The sequence below is a fragment of the Actinophytocola algeriensis genome, from assembly GCF_014203735.1.
Lineage (GTDB): Bacteria > Actinomycetota > Actinomycetes > Mycobacteriales > Pseudonocardiaceae > Actinophytocola > Actinophytocola algeriensis.
On sequence record NZ_JACHJQ010000003.1, the window covers coordinates 894,652 to 915,779 of the forward strand.

The 21,128-nt window shown below is 71.2% G+C and carries 22 protein-coding genes; 10 read left to right on the forward strand and 12 right to left on the reverse strand.

What is annotated here, in order from left to right; genetic code table 11:
- Positions 1 to 24: 24 nt before the first annotated feature.
- Positions 25 to 276 (reverse strand): hypothetical protein, encoded by a 252-nt coding sequence (locus tag FHR82_RS16580; RefSeq protein WP_184811260.1) that lies wholly within the window; start codon positions 274 to 276, stop codon positions 25 to 27.
- Positions 277 to 316: 40 nt separating this feature from the next.
- Here FHR82_RS16580 and sp36 point away from each other — a divergent pair, with 40 nt between their 5' ends.
- The 4 genes from sp36 (at position 317) to FHR82_RS16600 (ending at position 3,396) form a co-directional block, all read left to right on the forward strand.
- A complete protein-coding gene (gene sp36 / locus FHR82_RS16585) occupies positions 317 to 475 on the forward strand; it encodes a Sp36 family protein (protein ID WP_184811261.1) in 159 nt (52 codons plus the stop codon).
- A gap of 61 nt (positions 476 to 536) precedes the next feature.
- Entirely contained in the window at positions 537 to 1,001 is a 465-nt protein-coding gene (locus tag FHR82_RS16590; protein ID WP_184811262.1) for a RidA family protein, read from the forward strand.
- A 61-nt stretch (positions 1,002 to 1,062) separates the two neighbouring features.
- On the forward strand, positions 1,063 to 1,680 hold the full coding sequence (locus tag FHR82_RS16595) for a hypothetical protein (protein ID WP_184811263.1): 618 nt from the start codon (positions 1,063 to 1,065) through the stop codon (positions 1,678 to 1,680).
- A 54-nt stretch (positions 1,681 to 1,734) separates the two neighbouring features.
- Positions 1,735 to 3,396 carry a hypothetical protein gene (locus FHR82_RS16600; protein ID WP_184811264.1) on the forward strand — a complete coding sequence of 554 codons (1,662 nt, stop codon included), beginning with the start codon at positions 1,735 to 1,737 and terminating at the stop codon, positions 3,394 to 3,396.
- Here FHR82_RS16600 and FHR82_RS16605 read toward each other — a convergent pair.
- Entirely contained in the window at positions 3,378 to 4,268 is an 891-nt protein-coding gene (locus FHR82_RS16605) for a Gfo/Idh/MocA family protein (protein ID WP_184811265.1), read from the reverse strand. The genes FHR82_RS16600 and FHR82_RS16605 overlap by 19 nt on opposite strands.
- Before the next feature lie 691 nt (positions 4,269 to 4,959).
- On the opposite strand from FHR82_RS16605, the gene FHR82_RS16610 reads away from it, so the two are divergent.
- Positions 4,960 to 5,820, forward strand: coding sequence for an NUDIX hydrolase (locus FHR82_RS16610; protein ID WP_221463944.1), 861 nt, complete (start codon positions 4,960 to 4,962; stop codon positions 5,818 to 5,820).
- The gene (locus tag FHR82_RS16615; protein ID WP_184811267.1) at positions 5,817 to 6,596 is read left to right on the forward strand and encodes an MBL fold metallo-hydrolase; all 780 of its coding nucleotides are present in this window, start codon (positions 5,817 to 5,819) and stop codon (positions 6,594 to 6,596) included. Before FHR82_RS16610 ends, FHR82_RS16615 begins: the two co-directional genes overlap by 4 nt.
- A gap of 5 nt (positions 6,597 to 6,601) precedes the next feature.
- Here the strand turns inward: FHR82_RS16615 and dnaN are convergent, their stop codons facing one another.
- From dnaN to FHR82_RS16635, 4 genes are all read right to left on the reverse strand, one after another.
- Positions 6,602 to 7,693 (reverse strand): DNA polymerase III subunit beta, encoded by a 1,092-nt coding sequence (gene dnaN, locus FHR82_RS16620; protein ID WP_184811268.1) that lies wholly within the window; start codon positions 7,691 to 7,693, stop codon positions 6,602 to 6,604.
- Between the two features lie 37 nt (positions 7,694 to 7,730).
- The gene (locus FHR82_RS16625; RefSeq protein ID WP_184811269.1) at positions 7,731 to 8,963 is read right to left on the reverse strand and encodes an MFS transporter; all 1,233 of its coding nucleotides are present in this window, start codon (positions 8,961 to 8,963) and stop codon (positions 7,731 to 7,733) included.
- Positions 8,964 to 9,345: 382 nt separating this feature from the next.
- Positions 9,346 to 10,020 carry a Crp/Fnr family transcriptional regulator gene (locus FHR82_RS16630; protein ID WP_184811270.1) on the reverse strand — a complete coding sequence of 225 codons (675 nt, stop codon included), beginning with the start codon at positions 10,018 to 10,020 and terminating at the stop codon, positions 9,346 to 9,348.
- A gap of 118 nt (positions 10,021 to 10,138) precedes the next feature.
- The gene (locus FHR82_RS16635) at positions 10,139 to 10,432 is read right to left on the reverse strand and encodes a hypothetical protein (protein ID WP_184811271.1); all 294 of its coding nucleotides are present in this window, start codon (positions 10,430 to 10,432) and stop codon (positions 10,139 to 10,141) included.
- 204 nt (positions 10,433 to 10,636) lie between these two features.
- On the opposite strand from FHR82_RS16635, the gene nth reads away from it, so the two are divergent.
- Genes nth through FHR82_RS16655 form a run of 4 tightly spaced genes read left to right on the forward strand, consistent with a single transcriptional unit; the run spans position 10,637 to position 13,820 of the window.
- A complete protein-coding gene (gene nth, locus FHR82_RS16640; RefSeq protein WP_184811272.1) occupies positions 10,637 to 11,347 on the forward strand; it encodes an endonuclease III in 711 nt (236 codons plus the stop codon).
- Positions 11,347 to 11,946, forward strand: coding sequence for a TlpA family protein disulfide reductase (locus FHR82_RS16645; RefSeq protein ID WP_311771112.1), 600 nt, complete (start codon positions 11,347 to 11,349; stop codon positions 11,944 to 11,946). The genes nth and FHR82_RS16645 overlap by 1 nt, the downstream gene beginning before the upstream one ends.
- Positions 11,939 to 12,631: an NUDIX hydrolase gene (locus tag FHR82_RS16650; protein WP_184811273.1), complete on the forward strand. Its 693-nt coding sequence runs from the start codon at positions 11,939 to 11,941 to the stop codon at positions 12,629 to 12,631. Before FHR82_RS16645 ends, FHR82_RS16650 begins: the two co-directional genes overlap by 8 nt.
- Positions 12,632 to 12,635: 4 nt before the next feature.
- Positions 12,636 to 13,820, forward strand: coding sequence for a MarP family serine protease (locus tag FHR82_RS16655; protein ID WP_184811274.1), 1,185 nt, complete (start codon positions 12,636 to 12,638; stop codon positions 13,818 to 13,820).
- On the opposite strand, the gene FHR82_RS16660 is transcribed toward FHR82_RS16655, so the two are convergent.
- From FHR82_RS16660 to acs, 6 genes are all read right to left on the reverse strand, one after another.
- Positions 13,817 to 15,193 carry an alpha/beta hydrolase gene (locus tag FHR82_RS16660; protein WP_184811275.1) on the reverse strand — a complete coding sequence of 459 codons (1,377 nt, stop codon included), beginning with the start codon at positions 15,191 to 15,193 and terminating at the stop codon, positions 13,817 to 13,819. The genes FHR82_RS16655 and FHR82_RS16660 overlap by 4 nt on opposite strands.
- Positions 15,194 to 15,278: 85 nt before the next feature.
- Positions 15,279 to 16,226: an alpha/beta fold hydrolase gene (locus tag FHR82_RS16665; RefSeq protein ID WP_221463806.1), complete on the reverse strand. Its 948-nt coding sequence runs from the start codon at positions 16,224 to 16,226 to the stop codon at positions 15,279 to 15,281.
- On the reverse strand, positions 16,223 to 16,732 hold the full coding sequence (locus FHR82_RS16670; RefSeq protein WP_184811276.1) for a phage holin family protein: 510 nt from the start codon (positions 16,730 to 16,732) through the stop codon (positions 16,223 to 16,225). Before FHR82_RS16670 ends, FHR82_RS16665 begins: the two co-directional genes overlap by 4 nt.
- A 46-nt stretch (positions 16,733 to 16,778) precedes the next feature.
- Positions 16,779 to 17,942 (reverse strand): Na+/H+ antiporter NhaA, encoded by a 1,164-nt coding sequence (gene nhaA / locus FHR82_RS16675; RefSeq protein ID WP_184811277.1) that lies wholly within the window; start codon positions 17,940 to 17,942, stop codon positions 16,779 to 16,781.
- Positions 17,943 to 18,004: 62 nt separating this feature from the next.
- Entirely contained in the window at positions 18,005 to 18,718 is a 714-nt protein-coding gene (locus FHR82_RS16680; RefSeq protein ID WP_376706417.1) for a VIT1/CCC1 transporter family protein, read from the reverse strand.
- Between the two features lie 292 nt (positions 18,719 to 19,010).
- Entirely contained in the window at positions 19,011 to 20,999 is a 1,989-nt protein-coding gene (gene acs, locus FHR82_RS16685) for an acetate--CoA ligase (protein WP_184811279.1), read from the reverse strand.
- Positions 21,000 to 21,128: the final 129 nt, after the last annotated feature.

Here is a 21,128-nt window from a genome sequence, read left to right on the forward strand (position 1 = left end):
ACCGGCCTGCGCTCATGGACCGGCTCAACTAGCGAGCATCATCACGGTCACAGTGCCGCCGACCACAACGACGACGCCCCACGCGATGGTCGCGGGCAGCACGAGCAGCACGAGCCCGACCAGGATCAGCAGCACCACGAACGAGATCGCGCCCGCCACCGCGACGTCGCCACCGGTCGAGCCGTTCCGCTCGCGCACCTTCGCCATCGTGAGCAGCATCAGCACGATCCCGGCCATCGCCAGCAGCGCGCCCGCTATCAGCCGCCAACCCTCCACGCGCCACACCGTACCGGGACGGCGGCTAGAGTCGCGGACCATGACCAAGTGGGAGTACGCCACGGTGCCGCTGCTGATCCACGCGACCAAGCAGATCCTCGACCAGTGGGGCGAGGACGGCTGGGAGCTCGTCACCGTGCTGCCAGGGCCGACCGGTGAGCAGATGGTCGCCTACCTGAAGCGGCCGAAGGCGTCATGAGCGGAGCTTGCGGAGCGAATCGATTGGCGCAGGGACCGCTCGGAGCCTGCGAGGAGCGGTCATGACCTGGACGGGCCGGCTCGCGGAGCTGGGCGTCGAGCTGCCCTCGGTGCCCGCGCCCGCCGGTGCGTACGTGCCGGCGGTCCAGTCGGGGAACCTGGTGTTCACGGCGGGCCAGGTGCCCTTCGTCGACGGGAAGATCGCCGCGACCGGCAAGGTCGGCCGCGAGATCAGCCCCGAGGAGGCGAAGGCGCACGCCCGCACCTGTGCGCTGAACGCGCTGGCGGCCGTGGACGCGCTCGTCGGTCTCGACCGGGTCGTGCGCGTCGTGAAGGTCGTCGGGTTCGTCGCGTCCGCGGAGGGCTTCACCGGCCAGCCCGCGGTCGTCAACGGGGCGTCCGAGCTGCTCGGTGAGGTGTTCGGGGACGCAGGCAAGCACGCCCGCTCCGCGGTCGGGGTCGCCGAGCTGCCGCTCGGTGTGCCGGTCGAGGTCGAGCTGACTGTCGAGGTTGGGGAGAGCGCATGAGCGGAGCTTGCGGAGCGAGTCATCGATGCGGAGGACGGCACCGAGCCTGCGAGGGGGCGTCATGACGGATGTGGACGAGCGCAACGACGCGTGCCACGAACTGTTGCTCCGGTTGGCGGGCCGGCTGCCCGACCGGCAGCTGTGGCGGCTGCGTGACTGGCTCGCGGGTGGCGCCATCGACGCGCTGGCCCGCGCGCTGCCGCTGACTTTGCTCAGAGAACGGGTCGCGATCACAGCGCGTGAATCACTGCTGCTCAACACGGCCCTGCTCGACTCAGGAGCCGACGCCGGACGGCTACACGCGGTGCCCTGGGTGGACCAAATCGACGAAGTCGACTACACATTCACCTCGGAGTCGCCCGAACGGGTGAACGCGGGGGACTCCGAAGCAGTAGTGCTCGGAGCGGTCCTCCACGGTCGTTCCGAGTTGGTCGACGTGCGTGGGAGCTGGCGGCGACACCGATCCGGGATGGGACCGACCACCAGGATCGTGCTCGTCACGGCATCGACGGACTGCGCTCGGTTGACCGGGGAGCTGCAGCGAGTGCTGCGTGCTCTTGGAACGCACGAGCCTGGCGTCGAGGTCATGCCGGAAGGCATCGACCTCCCGCCCTATCACCGTGCGGCACTGGCGGCCTCCGAGCCGCTGCTGCCCGGGGTGATCGTGCACCAGGGGTGAATCTGCTCCCCAGCACAAGCCGTCGATGCCGACGAGAGCTGGGAAGGAGCCGACGTGACACAGGTCGCGCGGGGGGTAGGACCAGGTGGCGCGAACCGGCCGGGTATCGCGTTGCCGATCCGAATACATGATCTGGTGCTGACGCTCGCAGGGCGGCTCGACGACGACGCGCTGGGCGACGTGCGCCAGATGCTGGCGTCCGCCGAGCTGGACCGGTCGCTCGAGTTCATGGCCGGCTGCCTGGCGGCAGGCCGGATCGTGCTGACCCGGGAGCAGCACACGGAGCTGGAGTCGCTGTTCGCCGACATGTACCTCGACCCGTCGGTCATCGACCGCGTGATGGTCACCGACCGCGTCGAGGCCGGCAGGCACCGGTTCGCGTTCGGCTCGGTCGACGGCCGGGAGCCGGAGCGCGGCGTCGCCGACGCGGCGCGCTCGGTGCTCGGCGTGCTGCCGGACGTGCGGTCGATGTGGTGCGTGTGGCGCCTGACCCCGGCAGGCCCGGCGTCCGGCCCGGTCCCGCACCTGCTGGTCCTGGTGGGCATCGGTCCCGGCGGTTTCGCGCCGGCGACGGCCTACCGCGTCGACGAAGCGTTGCGGCGCGCCGGTATCCGCGCGTCGGTCGAGGTCCTGATGGACGGCGTCGAGCCCGGCGAGTACCACCGGGAGGCGATGCGGAGCGCGCGACAGGTCCCTTTTGATGGTCACGGCTCCGGAAGGCCGCGGGTGGAGCCGGCGTACGAGGCGCCGCGGATCGAGCCGGCACGCGCTCGCGTGGAACCGGCCAGGGTCGAGCCGCCGAGGATGTCGGCGGTGCCAGAGCCGTCGAGGATCGACCCGCCCCGCGTCGAGCCACCGCGACTGACGCCCGCGCCGGAGCCGCCTCGGATGGCGATGCCTGCGCTGTCCTCGATGCCCGAGCCGCCGAGCCGTCCGGAACCGGCCCCGGAGCTGCCGCGACTGTCCGCGGTCCAGCCGGAGCCGCCGAGGGTGAGCGCCGTGCAGGCGGAGCGCATCGACCCGCCCGCGGTCGACGCGCCGAGGGTCGACTCGCTGCCCGTCCGCAAGGACCCGCCGTTCAGCGACCAGCCCGCGTTCACGGAGCCGCCGCACGAGGGCCCGCGCGTCGACCCGCCGACGATGATGACCCCGGCGGCCGGTGGCCTCGAGGAGCAGGAGCCTCCGCGCGTCGAGGCGGTGCGCAACGACCCGTTCGAGCGGCCGGCCCAGTCCGCGCCGCAGTTCGAGCAGGAGCGGATGCCGGAGGAGCCGCCGCCCGCGCCGGTCCCGCCGCCGTCCGCGCTGCGCGAGGAGACCCGCACGGACTCGCAGCCGTCGCCGACGCCGCGCCGCCGTGCTGACCGTGCTGACCGCGTCGAGCCGCCGCAGGACGAGCAGCCGCCGCAGGAGCCGCCGTCCCGCCCCCATCTCGCCCCGGCGAACGGGGTGGACAAGCACTCACAGGCGTTCGTCGACGACATCCTCAACACGCAGGAGCGCAACCTCCTGCGCGAGCTCCAGGATGAGCTGGCGCGGCGCGAGCAGCAGGAACCGCCTGCGCAGAACACCGGTTCGTGGACCGTCGACAGGTCCGGCCGCCACGGCAAACCCGCCACGGCCGGCCCCTTCGACCACCCGAACCAGACGACGGGCCCGATGATCATCAACGGGGTCCCGCCGCACGCGGAGGGCCGGGGTTACCCGCCCGCCAACTGATCGGTCACACGGCCGAGCAGCCGCTGAAGGTGCAGCCCACGCCGCACGTCCAGCGGGTGCTCGGCCGTTTTGCCGCCGACCAGCCGAACGAAGTCGTCGAGCAACACCGCGTACCGCGACGTCGCGTCCCCGCTGGCGTCGAACGCGAGGAACCCGTGCGGCCCGTGCACGGCGAAGTCGGTGACGGCCGGGAACACAGGCGTGTGCATCGACAGCGTCGCGGCGCTGAGCCGGCCGGTTTCGTGGCCCAGCAGGACGTGCCAGACCTGGCGGTCGAACCGCACCTGCTCGACGCTGACGACCGGCCCGAGCGCGGCGTCGAGCAGGTCGAACACGTGCGGCCCGATGTCGGCGAGCGCACCGCCGTCGTGCCGCCACTGGGAGTTTTCGTACTTGGTGTCGAGCAGGGTGCCGGAGAACCAGCGCGCCAGCCCGCCGTCCCACTCGCCGGTCCGGTGCACCTCGTCCAGCCACTCGCGGGTCGCGGGGTCGTACCGGAAGGTGAGCATCATGATCGAGGTGACCCCGGCGTCCGCCACGGCCTGCGCGAGGCGCGCCGCCTCGTCGGCCGAAGGCGCCACGGGCTTCTCGAGCACGAGGTGCTTCCCGGCTTGCGCCGCCCGCGTCGCGAGCGGCGCCTGCACGGCGGGTGGCACCGCGAACGCGACCGCGTCGACGTGCTGGAGGAACTCGTCGAAGTCGGCGAACGGTGTCGCCTTGCCCAACGCCGCGACCTCGGCCGCCGCTTCCGGGCGCCGGGCCCAGGTGGCGACCAGCTCGGTCCGCGGGTGAGCCGCGATTCCTGGCCCATGCACCTTGTGCGCCCACTGCCCAGCCCCGACAAGCCCCATACGCAGCACGTCTTCACTCATGGGCCCATCCTGCCGCGCGCGGTCTCCGGCCGACCTTTCGCCATCCCGAGGTGTTCACGCGGAGCCTCCTCGGAAACAGGACTGTGGGCGGCTGCTGCCGCCCAGCACGTGACGTCACCTGGCGAGCCCGCTTGCGTAGCGAGTCCCGTCCCGCCACGGCGGGCTTGGGGTGAAGCCTGCGGGTGAGGTCGGCCGCGAGACGTGTCCGCACGCGCTCTCGTCCGGCGGCGGCCCAGCTCGGGGTGAGGGGTGAAGGCACCCGGGGACGCCGGGCGAGGCCCTCAAACCAGCGACTCCAGCGTCACGGACGGCATCCCCTCGGGTTCACAGGGAGGCTGTCGCTCTGGCGCGGTTTCCAGCTCGCGGCATGACGCCCGTGGCCGGGCTTGGCCTCCGGCCCCCGATTTCCACCCTAGCTTGGGGTGCCGACATTTCCGTGCTGCGTAAGGCAGTTGTCCACAGGCCGGGTGTCCGCGGCCGGGTTGTCCACAGGTGCGTGCCTCGCGGGGCGGTTTTGTCGGTGGTTGTCGTTACGCTGGATTTCGGGGGGCCGGAGGCCGCCCCGGCGCCTGGGCCGGGGCTTTGCGGGTGGGCGTGGCGGCATCCGCGCGGGGGACGGACGTTCGTGGGCTGCGCCTCATCGTGGGGCTCTTCGGCCGTGGTGCCGAAGTAGGCTCCCCCTGTGCGTGAGCTGCCGAAGGAGTTGACCCTGCCGTCCGGGTTGGTGCCTCCTGAACCGCCCGACCCGCCGGTGACGCCCAAGGACGCGGCCACCGTGATGCTCGTTCGGGACACCGCCGCCGGGCTCGAGGTCTTCCTGCAGCGACGGGTTCGTGGCATGGCTTTCGCCGGGGGGATGACTGTCTTTCCCGGTGGTGGGGTCGATCGGCGGGACGCGGACACGTCCATCGCTTGGCATGGGCCCGCGCCGGAGTGGTGGGCTGAGCGGTTCTTCTGCGATGTGGGGCTCGCCCGGGCACTGGTGTGTGCTGCCGTGCGCGAGACGTTCGAGGAGTCCGGGGTGCTGCTCGCCGGGCCGGACGGGGACAGCGTCGTCGCCGACGTGCGGCCGTTCGCGGCGGCCCGGGAGCAGCTCGTGAACCGGGAGCTTTCGCTGGCCGGGTTCCTCGCTGAGGCCGGGCTGGTGCTGCGGGCCGACCTGCTTCGGCCCTGGGCCAACTGGCTCACGCCCGAGCAGGAGACCCGGCGGTTCGACACCCGGTTCTTCCTCGCCCGGCTGCCCGAGGGGCAGCTGGCCGACGGCGAGACCTCCGAGGCCTCGGATACGCGCTGGCAGCGGCCCGGTGACGCGCTCGACGACTGGAAGGCCGGGCGCGACGGGCTCCTGCCTCCCACGTGGACCACCCTCGCCGAGCTGGAGGACTGCGGGACCGTCGCCGAGGCGATGGTCGTCGAGCGGGAGATCAGCGTGCTCATGCCCAAGGTGGCGCGCGACGGCGACACCCTGCGCATCGTCCTGCCCGGTGATCCGCTGTACGACGGCTCACCAGCACACCTCGACGCGCGGCCCGACGACCGGATCGGGCGATGAGCGGGCACCCCGCGTACGGCGAGCTTCGGGCGGTCACGGACACGGCCGCCGTCCTGCTCGAGGACAACCCCGGCCCGATGACGCTCGAAGGCACCAACACCTGGCTGCTGCGTGCCCCCGGCTCACCGGCGTGCGTCGTCGTCGACCCCGGCTACGAGGACGAGCCGCACCTGACCCGGGTCGTCGAGGCGGCGGGTGAGGTCGCGCTGATCCTCGTGACCCACCACCACCCGGACCACGTGCGGGGCGCGCCCTGGCTCGCCCGCCGGGCCGGGGCACCGATCCGTGCGTTCGACCCGGCCCTGTGCGCGGACGCGGGCGCTCTCACCGACGACGAGGTCGTCGAAGCCGCCGGCATCTCGATCCGCGTGCTGCACACGCCCGGCCACACCGACGACTCGGTGTGCCTCGCCGTCGACGGGGCTTTGCTCACCGGTGACACCGTGCTCGGCCGCGGCACCACCGTGATCTCGGACCTGGGTGCGTACCTGGGGACGCTCCGCCGCCTCATCACGATGCCGGCCGGCACCGTCGCCCTGCCCGGTCACGGTCCGGAGCTGCCGGACATCGCCGCGACCGCGCGGGAGTACCTCGGCCACCGCGAGGCGCGACTCGACCAGGTGCGCGCGGCGCTGCGCGAGCTCGGCCCCGGCGCCACCGCACGCCAGGTCGTCGAGCACGTCTACCGCGACGTGGACGAGTCGCTGTGGGGACCGGCCGAGTGGTCGGTCCGCACACAGCTCGACTACCTCGCCACCACCGGTGAGGTGTTCTGACCGCGTTATTTGGGCGGCAGCATGGGCATCACCACGTAGCGGACGGTTGGTTCCGTCGGTTCGACAGCTGAGAAGACGGTCGCGCGCATGCCCGGCTGGATCTCCATGCGGACCTGCTGACCCCCGAAGCAGCGGAGCGCGTCGGTGAGGAAGCGGGACTGGTAGGCCTGGCCGGTGCGGCCACCGTCCACAGTCGCCTTCACGGACTCCTCCGCCTCACCGGCCTTCGCGTCCGCGCCGCGCAGGCGGATCTCGCCATCGCCGATCTCCACCAGCAGGACACCGCGGGCGTCCGTGTAGATGCCGACCCGGCGGACCGCACCCGCCAGTGCGTCCGCGTCCACGGTCACCGTCGTGTCGACGTCCGACAGGTGGATCTTCGACTCGTGCAGGAACGAGCCGTCGAGCACCGCGGTCGTGGTCAGCGCGCCGTGCCAGCCCAGGCCGAACCGGTCGCGGTCGGCGTACACCGTGACCTCCGTCGCCGGGAGCCGGCGCGCCAGCTCGCTCAGCAGGTTCGCCGGGACCAGCGCGTCGACCGAGCCCTGCGCGTGCCAGGGCAGCGACGCGAGCGCCATCTGGTAGCGGTCGGTCGCGACCATGATCAACCGGTCGTCCTCCGAGCGGACCCGGACGCCGGTGAACATGGGTAACGCGTCGTCCCGCGACGCCGCCAGCACCGTCGTGGCCAGAGCGGACGCGAACATCGCGCCGTCGACGGTCCCCGCCGCCGTCGGCGCCGAGCCGACTCCGGGGTGGACGTCCGCGTCCAGCAGTGGCAGCGCGTAGCGGGCGCCCGGCGCGCGGATCGCCAGCTTCGACCCCTCCACCACGAGGCGGACCTGTTCCTGCTCGAGCGCACGTAACGTGTCGGCGAGCGGCTTCGCGGGCACCAGCACGCGGCCCTCGGTGTGCACGAGCGCGTCCCGGTGCACCCGGGCCGCCCGCTCCCGGTCGTTGGCCGCGAGGGAGACCCCCTCGGCCGTCGCGGTGAGCAGCAGCCCGGACAGCACCGGGTCGATCAGCCTGCCGGGAACCAGCTTGACCAGCGCGGATGCCGCGCCGGCGAGTGCCGCTGTGGTGACGGTGACGTCCATGGCCACAAGGTAGACCCGGCCACCGACAATTTCCGCGTCAGCTCACGGCGACCAGTTCCGGCGCCGGATCGTGCTGCTCGGTGAACGTGTTCCTGCGGGCCAGGACCAGCCCGGCGATCAGCAGGCCCGCGACGCCGGCCGCGATGAACGCCGACCACACGCCGACGTGCTCCACCAGGTAACCGCTGGCCGACTGGCCCGCCGCGAGACCCAGCGTCACCGACGTGACGATCCAGCCGAACGCCTCCGTGGCCGTGCCCTCCGGCGCCACCAGCTCGATCGCGGTCGAGTGCGTCGTGGACTGCGGAGTGATCCACATGCCCGCGGCCAGCGACAGCACCGCCAGCCAGAGCAGGTTCGACGTGCTGGCGAGGGGGATCACGAACAGCGCGAACATGCCCAGCAGGAACGGCAGCCGCAGCGCCATCGACCGCGGCCACGGGCGGCCCGCGTAGTACACGCCGAAGACCACCGAGGTCAGCGACCACGCGGCCAGCATGACGCCGCCGAGCGGCGCGTGGCCCGCGTTCGTCGCGGCCGCGGGGATGGCGACCTCGACGAACCCGACGGTCACGCCGAACCCGAGCGCGGCCAGCGCCACCGTGCGCATGCCCGGTGTGGCGAGCGCGCCGAGGAGGCGCCCGCCGCGGCGCGGTGCGGGCCGCACGGATCGGACGGCGGTGGTGAGTGCGAAACCGACGCCGCCGACCACCATGCACGCCGCGCTGAACACGAGTCCCGTGCCTGCCCACGGCGCCGCGACCATGATGCCCGCGAGCGCGGGCCCGAGGATGAAGAAGACCTCGAGGCTGATCGCTTCGTAGGCGAACGCGGCGTGGCGGATCGGCCCTGGCGGGACCAGGTGTGTCCACAGCGCCCGCGACGCGGCGCCGACCATCGGTTCGGTGAGGCCGATGAGCCAGCCCAGCGCGACCATCGCGGGGCCGGACTGACCGGTCTCGATGGCGATGATCGCGGCTGTGACGGTCGCCACGAGCAGGCCGGACGCGATGAGCAGCGGCCGGGTCGGGCCGAGCCGGTCCATGATGCGCCCCTGCGCGACCGCGCCGATGGCGACGCCGATGAGCGAGCCGGCGGAGACGAGGCCGGCGACCGTGAACGAGCCGGTCTCGCGCTGCACGTACAGCAGCAGCGAAAGGCCGACCATGGCGATCGGCATCCTGGCCAGCAGAGAGGTGAGTACGGGAGTGCGCGCGCCTGGCGTGGTCAGCGCAGCGCGGAAGTCGGCTAGACCGGCGGAGTGGGACACGCGTACCAGTATGACAAATTTTGGTACTTGCGTACCAATCGATTCATCGGTAACGGTTCGGTAACGAGACGGGATAACGGCACAACGGATGGGTACTCGAACCAGTCCTCGTATGTGAAAGCTCCCGCAGGCGGGTAACGAATCGCCGAGGAGCCGCGTTCAACTGAAGAAGCTCCCTCCGGCAGACATGGGTCGGGGCCTAATGGTTCGGAGGGCGGGGAGCGTGGGCCGTCGGGGGATGGTTCACGCAAGGCAAGGAGCCGGTGCGCCGCGTCGGGGGCGGCGCCCGGCTCCTTTGCTGTCCAAGGGCAGGCCGGAGGCCGAAACCCGGGCATGCGAAAAGACCCGGCACCGGGACGGCGCGGGCCTTTTCAGGCGTGACTCATCTGGCGCGGCGGGCCAGCCGCTCCGGGTCGAGGATCAGCACGCTCTTGCCTTCCAGCCGCAGCCAGCCGCGGTGCGCGAAGTCCGCGAGGGCCTTGTTGACCGTCTCGCGGGACGCGCCGACGTACTGGGCGATCTCTTCCTGCGTGAGGTCGTGCATGACCCGCAGCAGGCCCGCCTCCTGGCTGCCGAACCGCTGTGCGAACTGCAGCAGCGCCTTCGCCACCCGGCCGGGCACGTCGGTGAAGATCAGGTCCGCCAGCATGCCGTTCGTCCTGCGCAGGCGGCGGGCGATGACCCGCAGCAGCTGTTCCGCGATCTCCGGGCGGGTCGCGATCCACTGGCGCAGCGCCGGGCGGTCCATGGTGCGCGCGACGACCTCGGTGACCGTCGTCGCGGTCGACGTCCGGGGGCCCGGGTCGAAGATCGACAGCTCGCCGAACATGTCGGCGGGCCCCATGATGCCCAGCAGGTTCTCGCGACCGTCCGGTGACTTGCGGCCGAGCTTCACCTTGCCCGACTGGATGATGTAAAGACGGTCGCCGGGCTCGCCCTCCGCGAAGATCACGTGCCCACGCGGAAACTCGACGGTCTCCAGCGTCTGAGCGAGCGCTTCAGCGGCAGCCGGTTCGACACCCTGGAAGATGCCGGCCCTGGCAAGGGTCTCGTCCACCTGCGTCCCTCCCAATCAGACTCGTGCGGTGAACAGCGGCAACGGCGCCCTGATCACCCTTGGGAAGTGTAGAGCGTGTGCGGTGGATCACCTCGTAGGGCGTACCACGGGTATGTCGTCAGCCGAGTTTCTTGGGGAGGTCGGCCCTGGAGATGCGCACGGTCGGCGCGTTCATGACCTTCCTGACACGCGCGGGAACCTTGCCCTTCCGGCGCAGCCGGAACAGCTCCAGCGCGCGGCCGATGCCGTGGCCGTACAGCGCGCGAACTTCATCCGGTCGGGGGTTGTCCAGGAACGCCTCGACCTCGTCCTCCTGGACGGCGACGTGCCGGAGCCTGGCCTCCACCCGTTCCATGAACAGGGCGAAGAACATCACGACGATCGGAACGGCGAACACGAACCAGACAGCCATAGTGTGTTGATCCTCGCTCAACTCGGGTCGGGCGACGCGGACCCGGGGTCCGGCGTGTCCCTCACTTGATGGACGTCCATGGCACGGATGTGGTTGTGCGGCGGCCCGTAGGCTAGCGGGGTGCCGCCCGCCACTCGACAGCTACCCCGTGCCGCGACCCCCGAAACACCGCCCCCCACCACGCTGGTCCGCCGTGCCCGGCGGATGACGAGAGTGCTGGCCGAGGCGTTCCCCGACGCGCACTGCGAGCTGGACTTCACCAACCCGCTCGAACTCGCCGTCGCCACGATCCTGTCCGCGCAGAGCACCGACGCGCGGGTCAACCTGACCACTCCCGCCCTGTTCAAGCGTTACGTGACGGCCGCGGACTACGCGGGCGCCGACCGGCTGGAGATGGAGGAGCTGATCCGCCCGACCGGCTTCTACCGGAACAAGACGACGTCGCTGATCGGTCTCGGGACCGCGCTCGTCGAGCGGTTCGGCGGCGAGGTGCCGAACAAGCTGGCGGACCTGGTCACACTGCCGGGCGTCGGCCGCAAGACCGCCAACGTGATCCTCGGCAACGCGTTCGGCATCCCCGGCATCACCGTCGACACGCACTTCGGCCGCCTGGTCCGCCGCTGGGAGTGGACCAAGGAGGAGGACCCGGTCAAGGTCGAGCACGAGATCGGCGAGCTGATCCCCAAGAAGGACTGGACGATGCTGTCCCACTGGGTGATCTTCCACGGCCGCCGCGTGTGCCACGCGCGCAAGCCCGCCTGCGGCGCGTGCGTGCTCGCCAAGGACTGCCCGTCGTTCGGCGCAGGGCCGACGGAGTTCGAGGAGGCGGTCAAGCTGGTCAAGGGGCCGGAGGCGCCGCACCTCATCGACCTGGCAGAACGCGTGCACAACGGGTACAAGCCGGGACGCGCGTAGTGGGCAACGGAGTGCGCTGGTCGATCGCGGCGGTGATCCTGATGATCGCCGGCGTCATCGCCATCTGGCCGCGCTCCGAACCCGCTCCGCCCCCACCGAGGGACAGCACGCAGACCGCGCCCGACCTGACCGGGGCACGGGCCGAGGCGGACTTACCGGCGTGTCCTGACGGCGCGGACGGCCCCGCTGAACTGCGCGGGATCGCAGCGGAGTGCCTCGCGGACGGCCGCGCCGTCGACATCGCGGCGGCGCTCGAGGGGCGGGTGCTCGTCAACATGTGGGCCACCTGGTGCCAGCCGTGCAAGACAGAACTGCCGATCCTGGACGCCTATGCGAAGGAGCCCGGTGCCATCCCGGTCGTCACGCTCGGCGTCGAGTCCCGGCCGGGTGACGCGCTCGAGCTGCTCACCGCGCTGAAGGTGAAGCTGCCGAGCCTCCTCGACGAGGACGGCCACGCCAGGCAGAAGCTGCACCCGATCGGCCTGCCGGCCACGTACCTGGTGGAGAACGGCACGGTCACGCTGATCGAGAGCCCGCGGGTGTTCACGTCGGTCGACCAGGTCAGGCAGGCAGTGGCGAACGGCGTGGCGAATGGCTGAGCACGGGCCGCTGGTGGACCCGGCGACCATCCCCGCATGGCTGCGCCCGGTCGTCGAGGCCAGCGCGCACCTCGACGCGGAGATGTTCCGCCAGCTCTCCGCGCCGACCGAGGACGCCCGCGACGCCGCCGTGCTGATCCTGTTCGGCGAGCACGAGACGCGCGGCCCGGACGTGCTGCTGCAGCTGCGGGCCGACCGCGGTGGCGCGCACTCGGGGCAGGTCGCGTTCCCCGGCGGCTCCAGCGAGCCCGAGGACGACGGCCCGGTCGCGACCGCGTTGCGCGAGGCCGTCGAGGAGACCGGGCTCGACCCGGCGGGCGTGCGGCCGGTCGCGTTGCTGCCGCGGCTGCACATCCCCGTGTCCCGTTTCCACGTCACGCCCGTGGTCGCGCACTGGGAGAAGCCGAGCCGGGTCTGGGCGGTCGACCCGCTGGAGAGCGCGGCGGTGGCCCGGGTGCCGATCGCCGACCTGGCCGATCCGGCGAACCGGTTCATGTGCCGCCACCCGTCCGGTTTCACGGGACCCGCGTTCGCCTTGCCACGGATGCTGGTGTGGGGCTTTACTGCCGCACTGCTGACGCTCCTGCTCGAGCTCGGCGACTGGGCGAAACCGTGGGACGGTTCGGACATACGCGACCTTGACGCCGCTTGGCGTTCAGTGAGGCAAGCCGTCGGGGAGGTATGAACGGGTGAACTGGGTCGACCTGGTCGTGATTCTGCTCGCGATCCTGGCCGCGATCTCGGGGGCACGGCAAGGCGTGATCACCGCGCTGCCTGCGTTCATCGGGGTGCTGATCGGCGCCATCGCGGGCATCAAGATCGCGCCGCTCGTGGTGCGCTACATCGAGTCGACGCCGACCAGGGTCGCGTTCGCCGTGGCGATCTTCGTGCTCCTGGTGGCGCTGGGCGAGACGCTCGGCGTGTGGCTCGGCCGCAGCCTGCGCGAGCGGATCAAGTCGCCGAGGCTCGCGGGCGTGGACAACGCGCTCGGCGCGATCGTGCAGGGCGCCGTGGTGTTCGTCGTGGCGTGGCTGATCGCGTTGCCGCTGGTCACCGTGGGCGGGCTGCCGGACCTCGCGTCCGCGATCCGCAACTCGACCGTGCTCGGCGGCGTCGACAAGGTCATGCCGCAGGCCGCGCAGGACCTGCCGGACGAACTGCGGCGGCTGCTCGACGTGTCGGGCTTCCCCGAGGTCGTCGACCCGTTCGACCGGACCCCGAACCGTGAGGTCGCGCCGCCCGATCCGGCACTGCAGAACAGTGCGGTCGTGCAGAACGTGCGCCCGAGCGTGCTGAAGATCCACGCACGGGCCCCGTCCTGTTCGCGTGCGCTCGAAGGCAGCGGGTTCGTGATCGCGCCAGAGCGGATGATGACCAACGCGCACGTGGTCGCCGGAACGTCCGAGGTCGTGGTGGAGACCGACGACGGCCAGCTGGACGCGCGGGTCGTCCTGTACGACCCGGAGACCGACGTCGCGGTGCTGTCGGTGCCCGGCCTGACCGCCGCGCCGCTGCCGTTCGCGGGCAGGCCCGCGACCTCCGGCCAGGACGGGATCGTGCTCGGCTACCCGCTCGACGGCCCGTACCGCGCGTCGCCCGCCCGCGTGCGGGACGAGATCACGCTGAACGGCCCGGACATCTACGACGCGAAGCAGGTGCAGCGCGAGGTGTTCACGCTGCGCGCGCTGGTGCAGAGCGGCAACTCGGGCGGCCCGCTGGTCGACACGCAGGGCCGCGTGATCGGCGTGATCTTCGGCGCCGCCACGGACCAGTCCGAGACCGGCTTCGCGCTGACCGCCGCCGAGGTGGCGGAGGAGGTCGAAGCGGCCCCGGACCTGTCGCGTGCCGTGGCGACCGGGAACTGCGCCGCCTAGTCCGCCGCGCAGTGCGTGCCGGGCCGCGGGGTTTCGCGGTCCAGCACGTAGTCGGTGAACACGGCGCGGGTGCAGTCGGTGCGGTCCATGACGCCGTGGCCCCAGCCGTCGTAGGTCAGCAGGACGCTGTCGTCGAGCTGCCGGTGGACGTCCTTCGCCCACGCGTAGCCGGTGGCGGGGTCGTGCAGCGAGTTCATGACGAGGATCGGCGGCGCGTCGTCGGCGTCGGTGCGGTGCTGCGGGTTCGGCACCTCCGCTGGCCACGCGGAGCACAGCGACAGGACCGCCCACGCGAAGTGCGTGCGCAGGACCGGCGCGGCCGCGTTCTGCTTGCGCCACAACGACAACCACTCGCCCTGCGAACCGAACCGGACCCGGTGGTCGGTGCAGAACGACGCGATCGGGAACGGTGCCGTCTCCTCAGTGGCACTGATGGTGGCCGTGCCCTCCGACAGCTGCTTCAGCTGCACCGCGAGTTCCGCCCAGTCCGGGTTGTAGAGGCGTTGCAGCGTCAGCTGGTTCAGCGCGGTCGGCGGCACGGGCAGCTCACCGAGGACCGCCTTCTCGTACAGGTCGCCATACACCTGACCCGCGTCCTGGCCGTGCAGCGCGCAGTCCGCGTCTTCCGCGCACCACGTGGCGAACTCGGCGAACGCGTCCTCACCCGCCGCGGCCTGGGTCGTCATGAACCGCGTCTGTGTGAGGCCGTGGTCGAAGACGCTGTCGAGGACCATGCCGCGCACCCGGTGCGGGAAGTTCTCGGCATACATCTGGCCCGCCAACGTGCCGTACGAGCGGCCGTACAGCGTGATCTTCCGTTCGCCGAGCGCGGCACGCAGCACGTCGATGTCCCGCGCGACGCTGACGTTGTCGACGTGGTCGATCAGCGGGCCGGTGTGCTCGCGGCAGCTGGCGCCGGTCTCACGGGCCCAGGCCTGGATGTCCGCGAGCCGCGCCCCCGCATCGGGGATCACGTTCGGCAGGTTCGTGACCAGGTCCGCGGCGCACTCGACGGGGTGGCTGCGGTTGGTGCCGCGCGGGTCGTAGCTGACGACGTCGAACCGCTCGGACACCGCGGGCGGCACGACGTTCCCGGCCAGCACCCGGTCCACGCCCGAGCCGCCGGGCCCACCCGGCATGAACACGAGCGTGCCCTCGCGCTCGCCCGTCGCCTTCGCGCGCACGACGGCGACCTCGATCGTGCCCGTCGACGGCCGCGCGTAGTCGATCGGCACGGTGATCGTCGCGCATTCGACCTGGCTGTCCGGCGCACACGGCCGCCAGTCGAGTGTCTTCCCCGGTTCAGCGGTGGCGGTGCCGGTCGCCACACCCGTCAGCAGGACGGCGGCGAGCAGCATGGAACCACGTTTCATGGTTTTCCTCCCGGTTGATCCCGGGAACGAGTCTGCCGCCGGGGATTCGCCGTCGTCTCCGGGAGAACCCTGAGATGTCCCGGGACTATCGGGTGAGGAACTCGCCGATCGCGCGGTTGGTCGCGGCGGGCGCTTCCTGCTGCGGGAAGTGGCCGACGCCGTCGAGTGTCGTCGTCCGCACCGGGCGCGTCGCCCACGCGGACGACTCGGTCAGCGTGCGCGGCAGCACGCACGGGTCGACCGCGCCCGCGAGTTGCAGCACGGGCACGGTCACCTTGCGCTGCATGGCTTCCGAGAACCGGCGGCCCTCACCGCGGAGCTGCGAGCGGCCCGCCCAGCGGTAGTACTCGAGCGCGCTGTGCGCGACACCGCGGACCATCATCGCCGATCGGTGCGTGCGGACCGCCGCCGCGAAGTCCGGCGTACCCGTCCACTGTGGACCCGACCAGCGGTGCATCAGGTCCTCGACGGTCGCCGCGTCGTCGCGGGTCAGCCAGCGTTCCGGCGCGAGCGGGACCTGCGCGCGGAACACGTGCCCCAGCGCACGGGCCTGGTTGGTCGCCTTGCGGTGCAACGCGGTGCGGCGCATCTCCCTGCGCAGCGCCATCGGGTGCGCGGCCGCGATCGACGTGACCGAGCGGACCAGGCGGGGGTGCAGCGCGGCGACGGTCCACGCGAGCATGCCGCCCCACGCGTGGCCGACCAGGTGCGCGCGGGGCTCGCCCAGTGCCTTGATCAGCCCGCCGACGTCACCGGCGAGGGTCCAGCCGTCGTAGCCGCGGGGTGGCTTGTCGGAGTCGCCGTAGCCGCGGAGGTCGACCGCGACCGTGCGGTAGCCGGCATCCGCGAGCGCGCCCAGCTGGTTGCGCCAGGACCACCAGAAACCGGTGAAGCCGTGCAGCAGCAACACGAGCGGGCCCTCGCCCGCCTCGGCCACGTGCAGGCGGATGCCGTTGGCGTGGACGTCACGGTGCACCCAGGGTCCGTCGAGGCGCACGGTCGACGGGTCGGGGCGCACGATGGTGCTGGTCAAGGACGACGCGGTTCGAGCTCGCCGTGCTTGCCGTCCCCACCGGGACGCAGCGCGGCGATGGTGTCCTTCGCGGAGTCGATCGTGCGCTGCGGCGCACGGATCCGCTTGAACTTCTTGATGCCGAGGAACACGAGCAGGGCCGCACCGACGATCGCGACGACGAAGACGATGAGGAAGCCCAGCCAGGGGTGGGCCTCCCAGTCGAAGATGTCGTTGAGTCCCAGCGACAGCGCGACCAGCCCGAACGGGATGAAGAGCAGCAGAAGGACGAGCGCGATGATGAAGTAGACGCTGCCCGTCAGGCCCTTCTTGACCTCGCCTGCGACCTCGGACTTCGCCAGCTCGAGTTCGCCTCTGATCAGCGTCGACAGGTGCGTCGTGGCGTCCTTGACCAGGCCGCCGATCGACTGGTCTCCCGGCGCCGCAGCATCGTCCGAGAGCGGTATCGACGGGACCCTGGGCAGCTCCGCCCCGTTTCCGTGGCTGTTCTCGCGCGCACTGGTCACGGCGACATCGTGCCACGTGCGGATCAAAGAAGCTGGCCGGGCGGGGTCAACCCGCCGAACGAGCCTTGTTCCGGCGCATCAACAGCACCGCCGCGAGCAGTGAGGCCAGCACCGACGCGACCAGAACAGCGCCCTTCGCCAGTTCCATGTCGGGTCCGTCGAGCGACAGGTCGGCGATCAGCAGGCTCACCGTGAACCCGACCCCGCCGAGCATCGCGACCGCGACCAGGTCCCGTTTGCCCAGGTCGGAAGGTAGGGCGGCGAACTTGAACCGGACCGCGAGCAGTGCCGCCCCGACGATCCCGACGAGCTTGCCGATCACCAGCCCGGCGATGATCGCGACCGCGAGCCGGTCGGTGAACAGCCTGCCGAGCGCGTCACCGCTGACCGGGATGCCCGCCGCGAAGAACGCGAACACCGGCACGGCCAGCCCGGCCGACCACGGCTGCAACCGGTGCTCCAGCCGCAGGCACGGCGACTCCTCCTCGCCGGGGTCGGTGCGCACCCGTGTCAGCAGCGCGAGCGCGACGCCCGCGACCGTGGCGTGCACCCCGCACGAGTGGACGGCGACCCACGTGGCGACCGCGACCGGCACGTGCACCCACGGCGTCCGGACCCGTTTGTGCTGCAGGAACCAGTAGAGCGCCAGCAGTGCCACCGCGGCGCCCGCCGCGACGAGGTCGAACGAGCCGGTGAACAGGATCGCGATCAGCAGGATCGCGCCGAGGTCGTCCACCACCGCGAGGCTGAGCAGGAACACCCGCGCGCTGCTCGGCAGCCCAGACGCGGTGAGCGCGAGCACCCCGAGCGCGAACGCGATGTCGGTGGCGACGGGGATCGCCCACGCCTGCGCCATGCGCGGATCACCCCAGCCGATCCCGACCGCGACCAGCGCGGGCACGACAATCCCGCCGATGGCGGCGATCACCGGCAGCAGGGCGTTCTTGAGCCGCGACAGCTCGCCGACCACCAGCTCCCGCTTCAGCTCGAGCCCGGCGACGAAGAAGAACAGCGCGAGCAACCCGTCCTTGGCCCAGTCGCCGACGGTCAGGTCGAGGTGCAGGAAGTGCGGCCCGACCGCGGTGTCCCGCAACGTCAGGTAGGCGTCGGCCCACGGTCCGTTGGCCGCGAGCAACGCGATCGCGGTGGCGGCGAGCAGGATCGACCCGCCCACGGTCTCGGTACGGAGGAAGCGGCCGAACTCAGTCACGGGTCTCCAGGGGTTGCCGGATCATCATGCCGACCAGACTTCCCGGCTCACCTGCGTCGACCCTAACCGCCAACGGTGACCCCGAACAAAAGCCCGACGAGATATGTGACGAGCATCGTCAAGGCGCCGACCCCGACGTTCCGGACGATCGCACGGGTGACGTTCGCGCCGCCAAGGCGTGCGCTGACCACCCCGGTGAGCACGAGCCCGACCACGACGGCGGCCGCGCACGCCCACACCCGCATGGAGACGCTCGGCACCGAGATGGCGAGCAGCGGCAGCAGCCCGCCGACGGTGAACGCGACGAGCGACGCCCATGCCGCGTGCCAGGGGCTGGTGAGATCGTCGGGGTCGATGCCCAGTTCGGCTTCGGCGTGGGCCTCGAGGGCGTTCCTCGCGGTCAGCTCGCGCGCGACCTCGGCGGCGAGACCGGGGGAGAGACCGCGTTCCTGGTAGATCTCGGCGAGTTCCCGCTCCTCTTGCTCGGGCATGGTGTCGAGCTCGTACTTCTCGAGCCGCAGCGCCGCCTGCTCGGTATCCCGCTGCGTGGAGACGGAGACGTACTCCCCGCCCGCCATGGACAGCGCACCGGCGACAAGGCTCGCCACCCCCGCGACGAGGATCGCGGTCCGGTCGGCGGTCGCCCCGGCCACCCCGACCGTCACCCCGGCGACGGACACGATGCCGTCGTTGGCGCCCAGCACACCGGCGCGCAACCAGTTGAGGCGCTCTCCGAGACTCGCGTGGTGCGGCTCGCCGGGATGGGTGACTGACACCGCCATATTGAACCGCGCGGGACCGCCAACCGCTCAGTTGTCCACAGCACGGTGAGTTGTCCACAGTTGGGCGCACAGCCCTTGAAATCCAAGCCCCAACTGGTAGACTGGCAAGGCGGGACGCCCCCGGGACAGGGTGGGGGTTGGGTATCGCGCGCGAGCGACGCGGACGTTTGCGCCCTGGGTGGGTCAGATCCGCTGGCGTTCAGGCTTGAGTGTCCTTTGTGGACACGGCGGAACGGGCCGCGACCTCTCTCGAGGGATCGCGGCCCGTTCAGTCACTCGTCACACATCACTCGTCCGAGCCGGACCCCTTCAGACCCGACGAGATCAGCTCCATGACCGACGAGTCGGCCAGCGTCGTCACGTCGCCGATCTCGCGGTTCTCCGCCACGTCGCGCAGCAGGCGGCGCATGATCTTGCCGGACCGCGTCTTCGGCAGTTCCGGCACCACCATGATCTGCCGCGGCTTCGCGATCGGGCCGATCTCCTTCGCCACGTGGTCGCGCAGTGCCTTGATCGCGGCCTCGCCGCGCGCCTCGTCCTCGGCGACGCCGCCGCGCAGGATCACGAACGCCACGATGCCCTGACCGGTGGTCGCGTCCGACGCGCCGACCACCGCGGCCTCGGCCACCGTCGGGTGCGACACCAGTGCCGACTCCACCTCGGTCGTCGAGATGCGGTGGCCGGACACGTTCATCACGTCGTCGACGCGGCCGAGCAGCCAGACGTCACCGTCCGCGTCGTACTTCGCGCCGTCGCCCGCGAAGTAGAAGCCCTGGTCGGCGAACCGCGACCAGTACGTGTCCCGGTACCGCTCCTCGTCGCCCCAGATGCCGCGCAGCATCGCGGGCCACGGCTTGTCGAGCACCAGGTAGCCGCCGCCACCGGCCGCGACCTCGTTGCCCTGGTCGTCGACCACCTTCGCCGAGATGCCCGGCAGCGCGCGCTGCGCCGAACCCGGCTTCGCGTGCGTCACCCCCGGCAACGGCGAGATCATGATCGCGCCCGTCTCCGTCTGCCACCACGTGTCGACCACCGGCGTCTTCGAGGACCCGATGGTCTCCCGGTACCAGATCCACGCCTCCGGGTTGATCGGCTCACCGACCGACCCGAGCACCCGCAGCGACGACAGGTCGAACTTCTCGGGGATCTCCTTGCCCCACTTCATGAACGTGCGGATCAGCGTCGGCGCCGTGTAGTAGATGGTGACGCCGTACTTCTGCACGATCTCCCAGTGCCTGCCCTCGTGCGGCGTGTTGGGCGTGCCCTCGTACACGACTTCGGTCGCGCCGTTCGCCAACGGTCCGTACACGATGTAGCTGTGCCCGGTCACCCAGCCGATGTCGGCGGTGCACCAGTAGACGTCACTCTCCGGCTTCAGGTCGAAGACGTTCCGGTGCGTGTACGCGGTCTGGGTCAGGTAGCCGCCCGTCGTGTGCAGGATGCCCTTCGGCTTACCGGTCGTGCCCGAGGTGTACAGGATGTACAGCGGGTGCTCGGAGTCGAACGCCTCCGGCGTGTGCTGCTCGGACTGCCCGTCGACGGTGTCGTGCCACCAGATATCGCGGCCCTCGGTCCACTCGACGTCGGTCTCGGTCCGCTTGACCACCAGCACGTGCTCGACCGACGGCGTCTTCGCGACCGCCTCGTCCACGGCGGCCTTCAGCGGCGCGGGCTTGCCGCGCCGGTACTGGCCGTCGGCGGTGATCACGAGCTTGGCCTGCGCGTCGTCGATGCGGGACCGCAGCGCCTCGGCGGAGAACCCGCCGAACACGACGCTGTGGGTCAGGCCGAGCCGCGCGCACGCGAGCATCGAGAAGATCGCCTCGGGCAGCATCGGCATGTAGATCGCGACCCGGTCCCCGGTCGTCAGACCCAGCGAGAGCAGCGCGTTCGCGGTCTTCGACACCTCACGCAGCAGGTCGGCGTAGGTGATGGTGCGGCCGTCGCCGGGCTCGCCCTCCCAGTGGATCGCGACGCGGTCGCCGTTGCCGGCCTCGACGTGGCGATCGACACAGTTGTAGGCGACGTTCAGCTTGCCGCCGACGAACCACTTCGCGAACGGCGCGTTCGACCAGTCCAGCACCTGGTTCCACGGGGTCTCCCAGGTCAGCTGCTCCGCCTGCGCGGCCCAGAACGCCTCGCGATCGGCGTCGGCCTGCTCGTACAGCTCGGCCTTCGCGTTCGCCTGCTGCGCGAACTCGTCACTCGGCGGGAAGGTCCTGCTCTCCGTGAGCAGGTTGTCCAGCGTCTGGCCCTGGCCGGACTGCTCGGTCATGATGCGGATCCTCCTCGACCCCGGGGGGACTGCGTGTGTCTGCCGTGAACGGTAGTGCTCTATCACGCCTGGCAACAGCACGTACAGAGGTCCAGACCAATGAACTGGGGGTTCCCGAACGGATGTCAC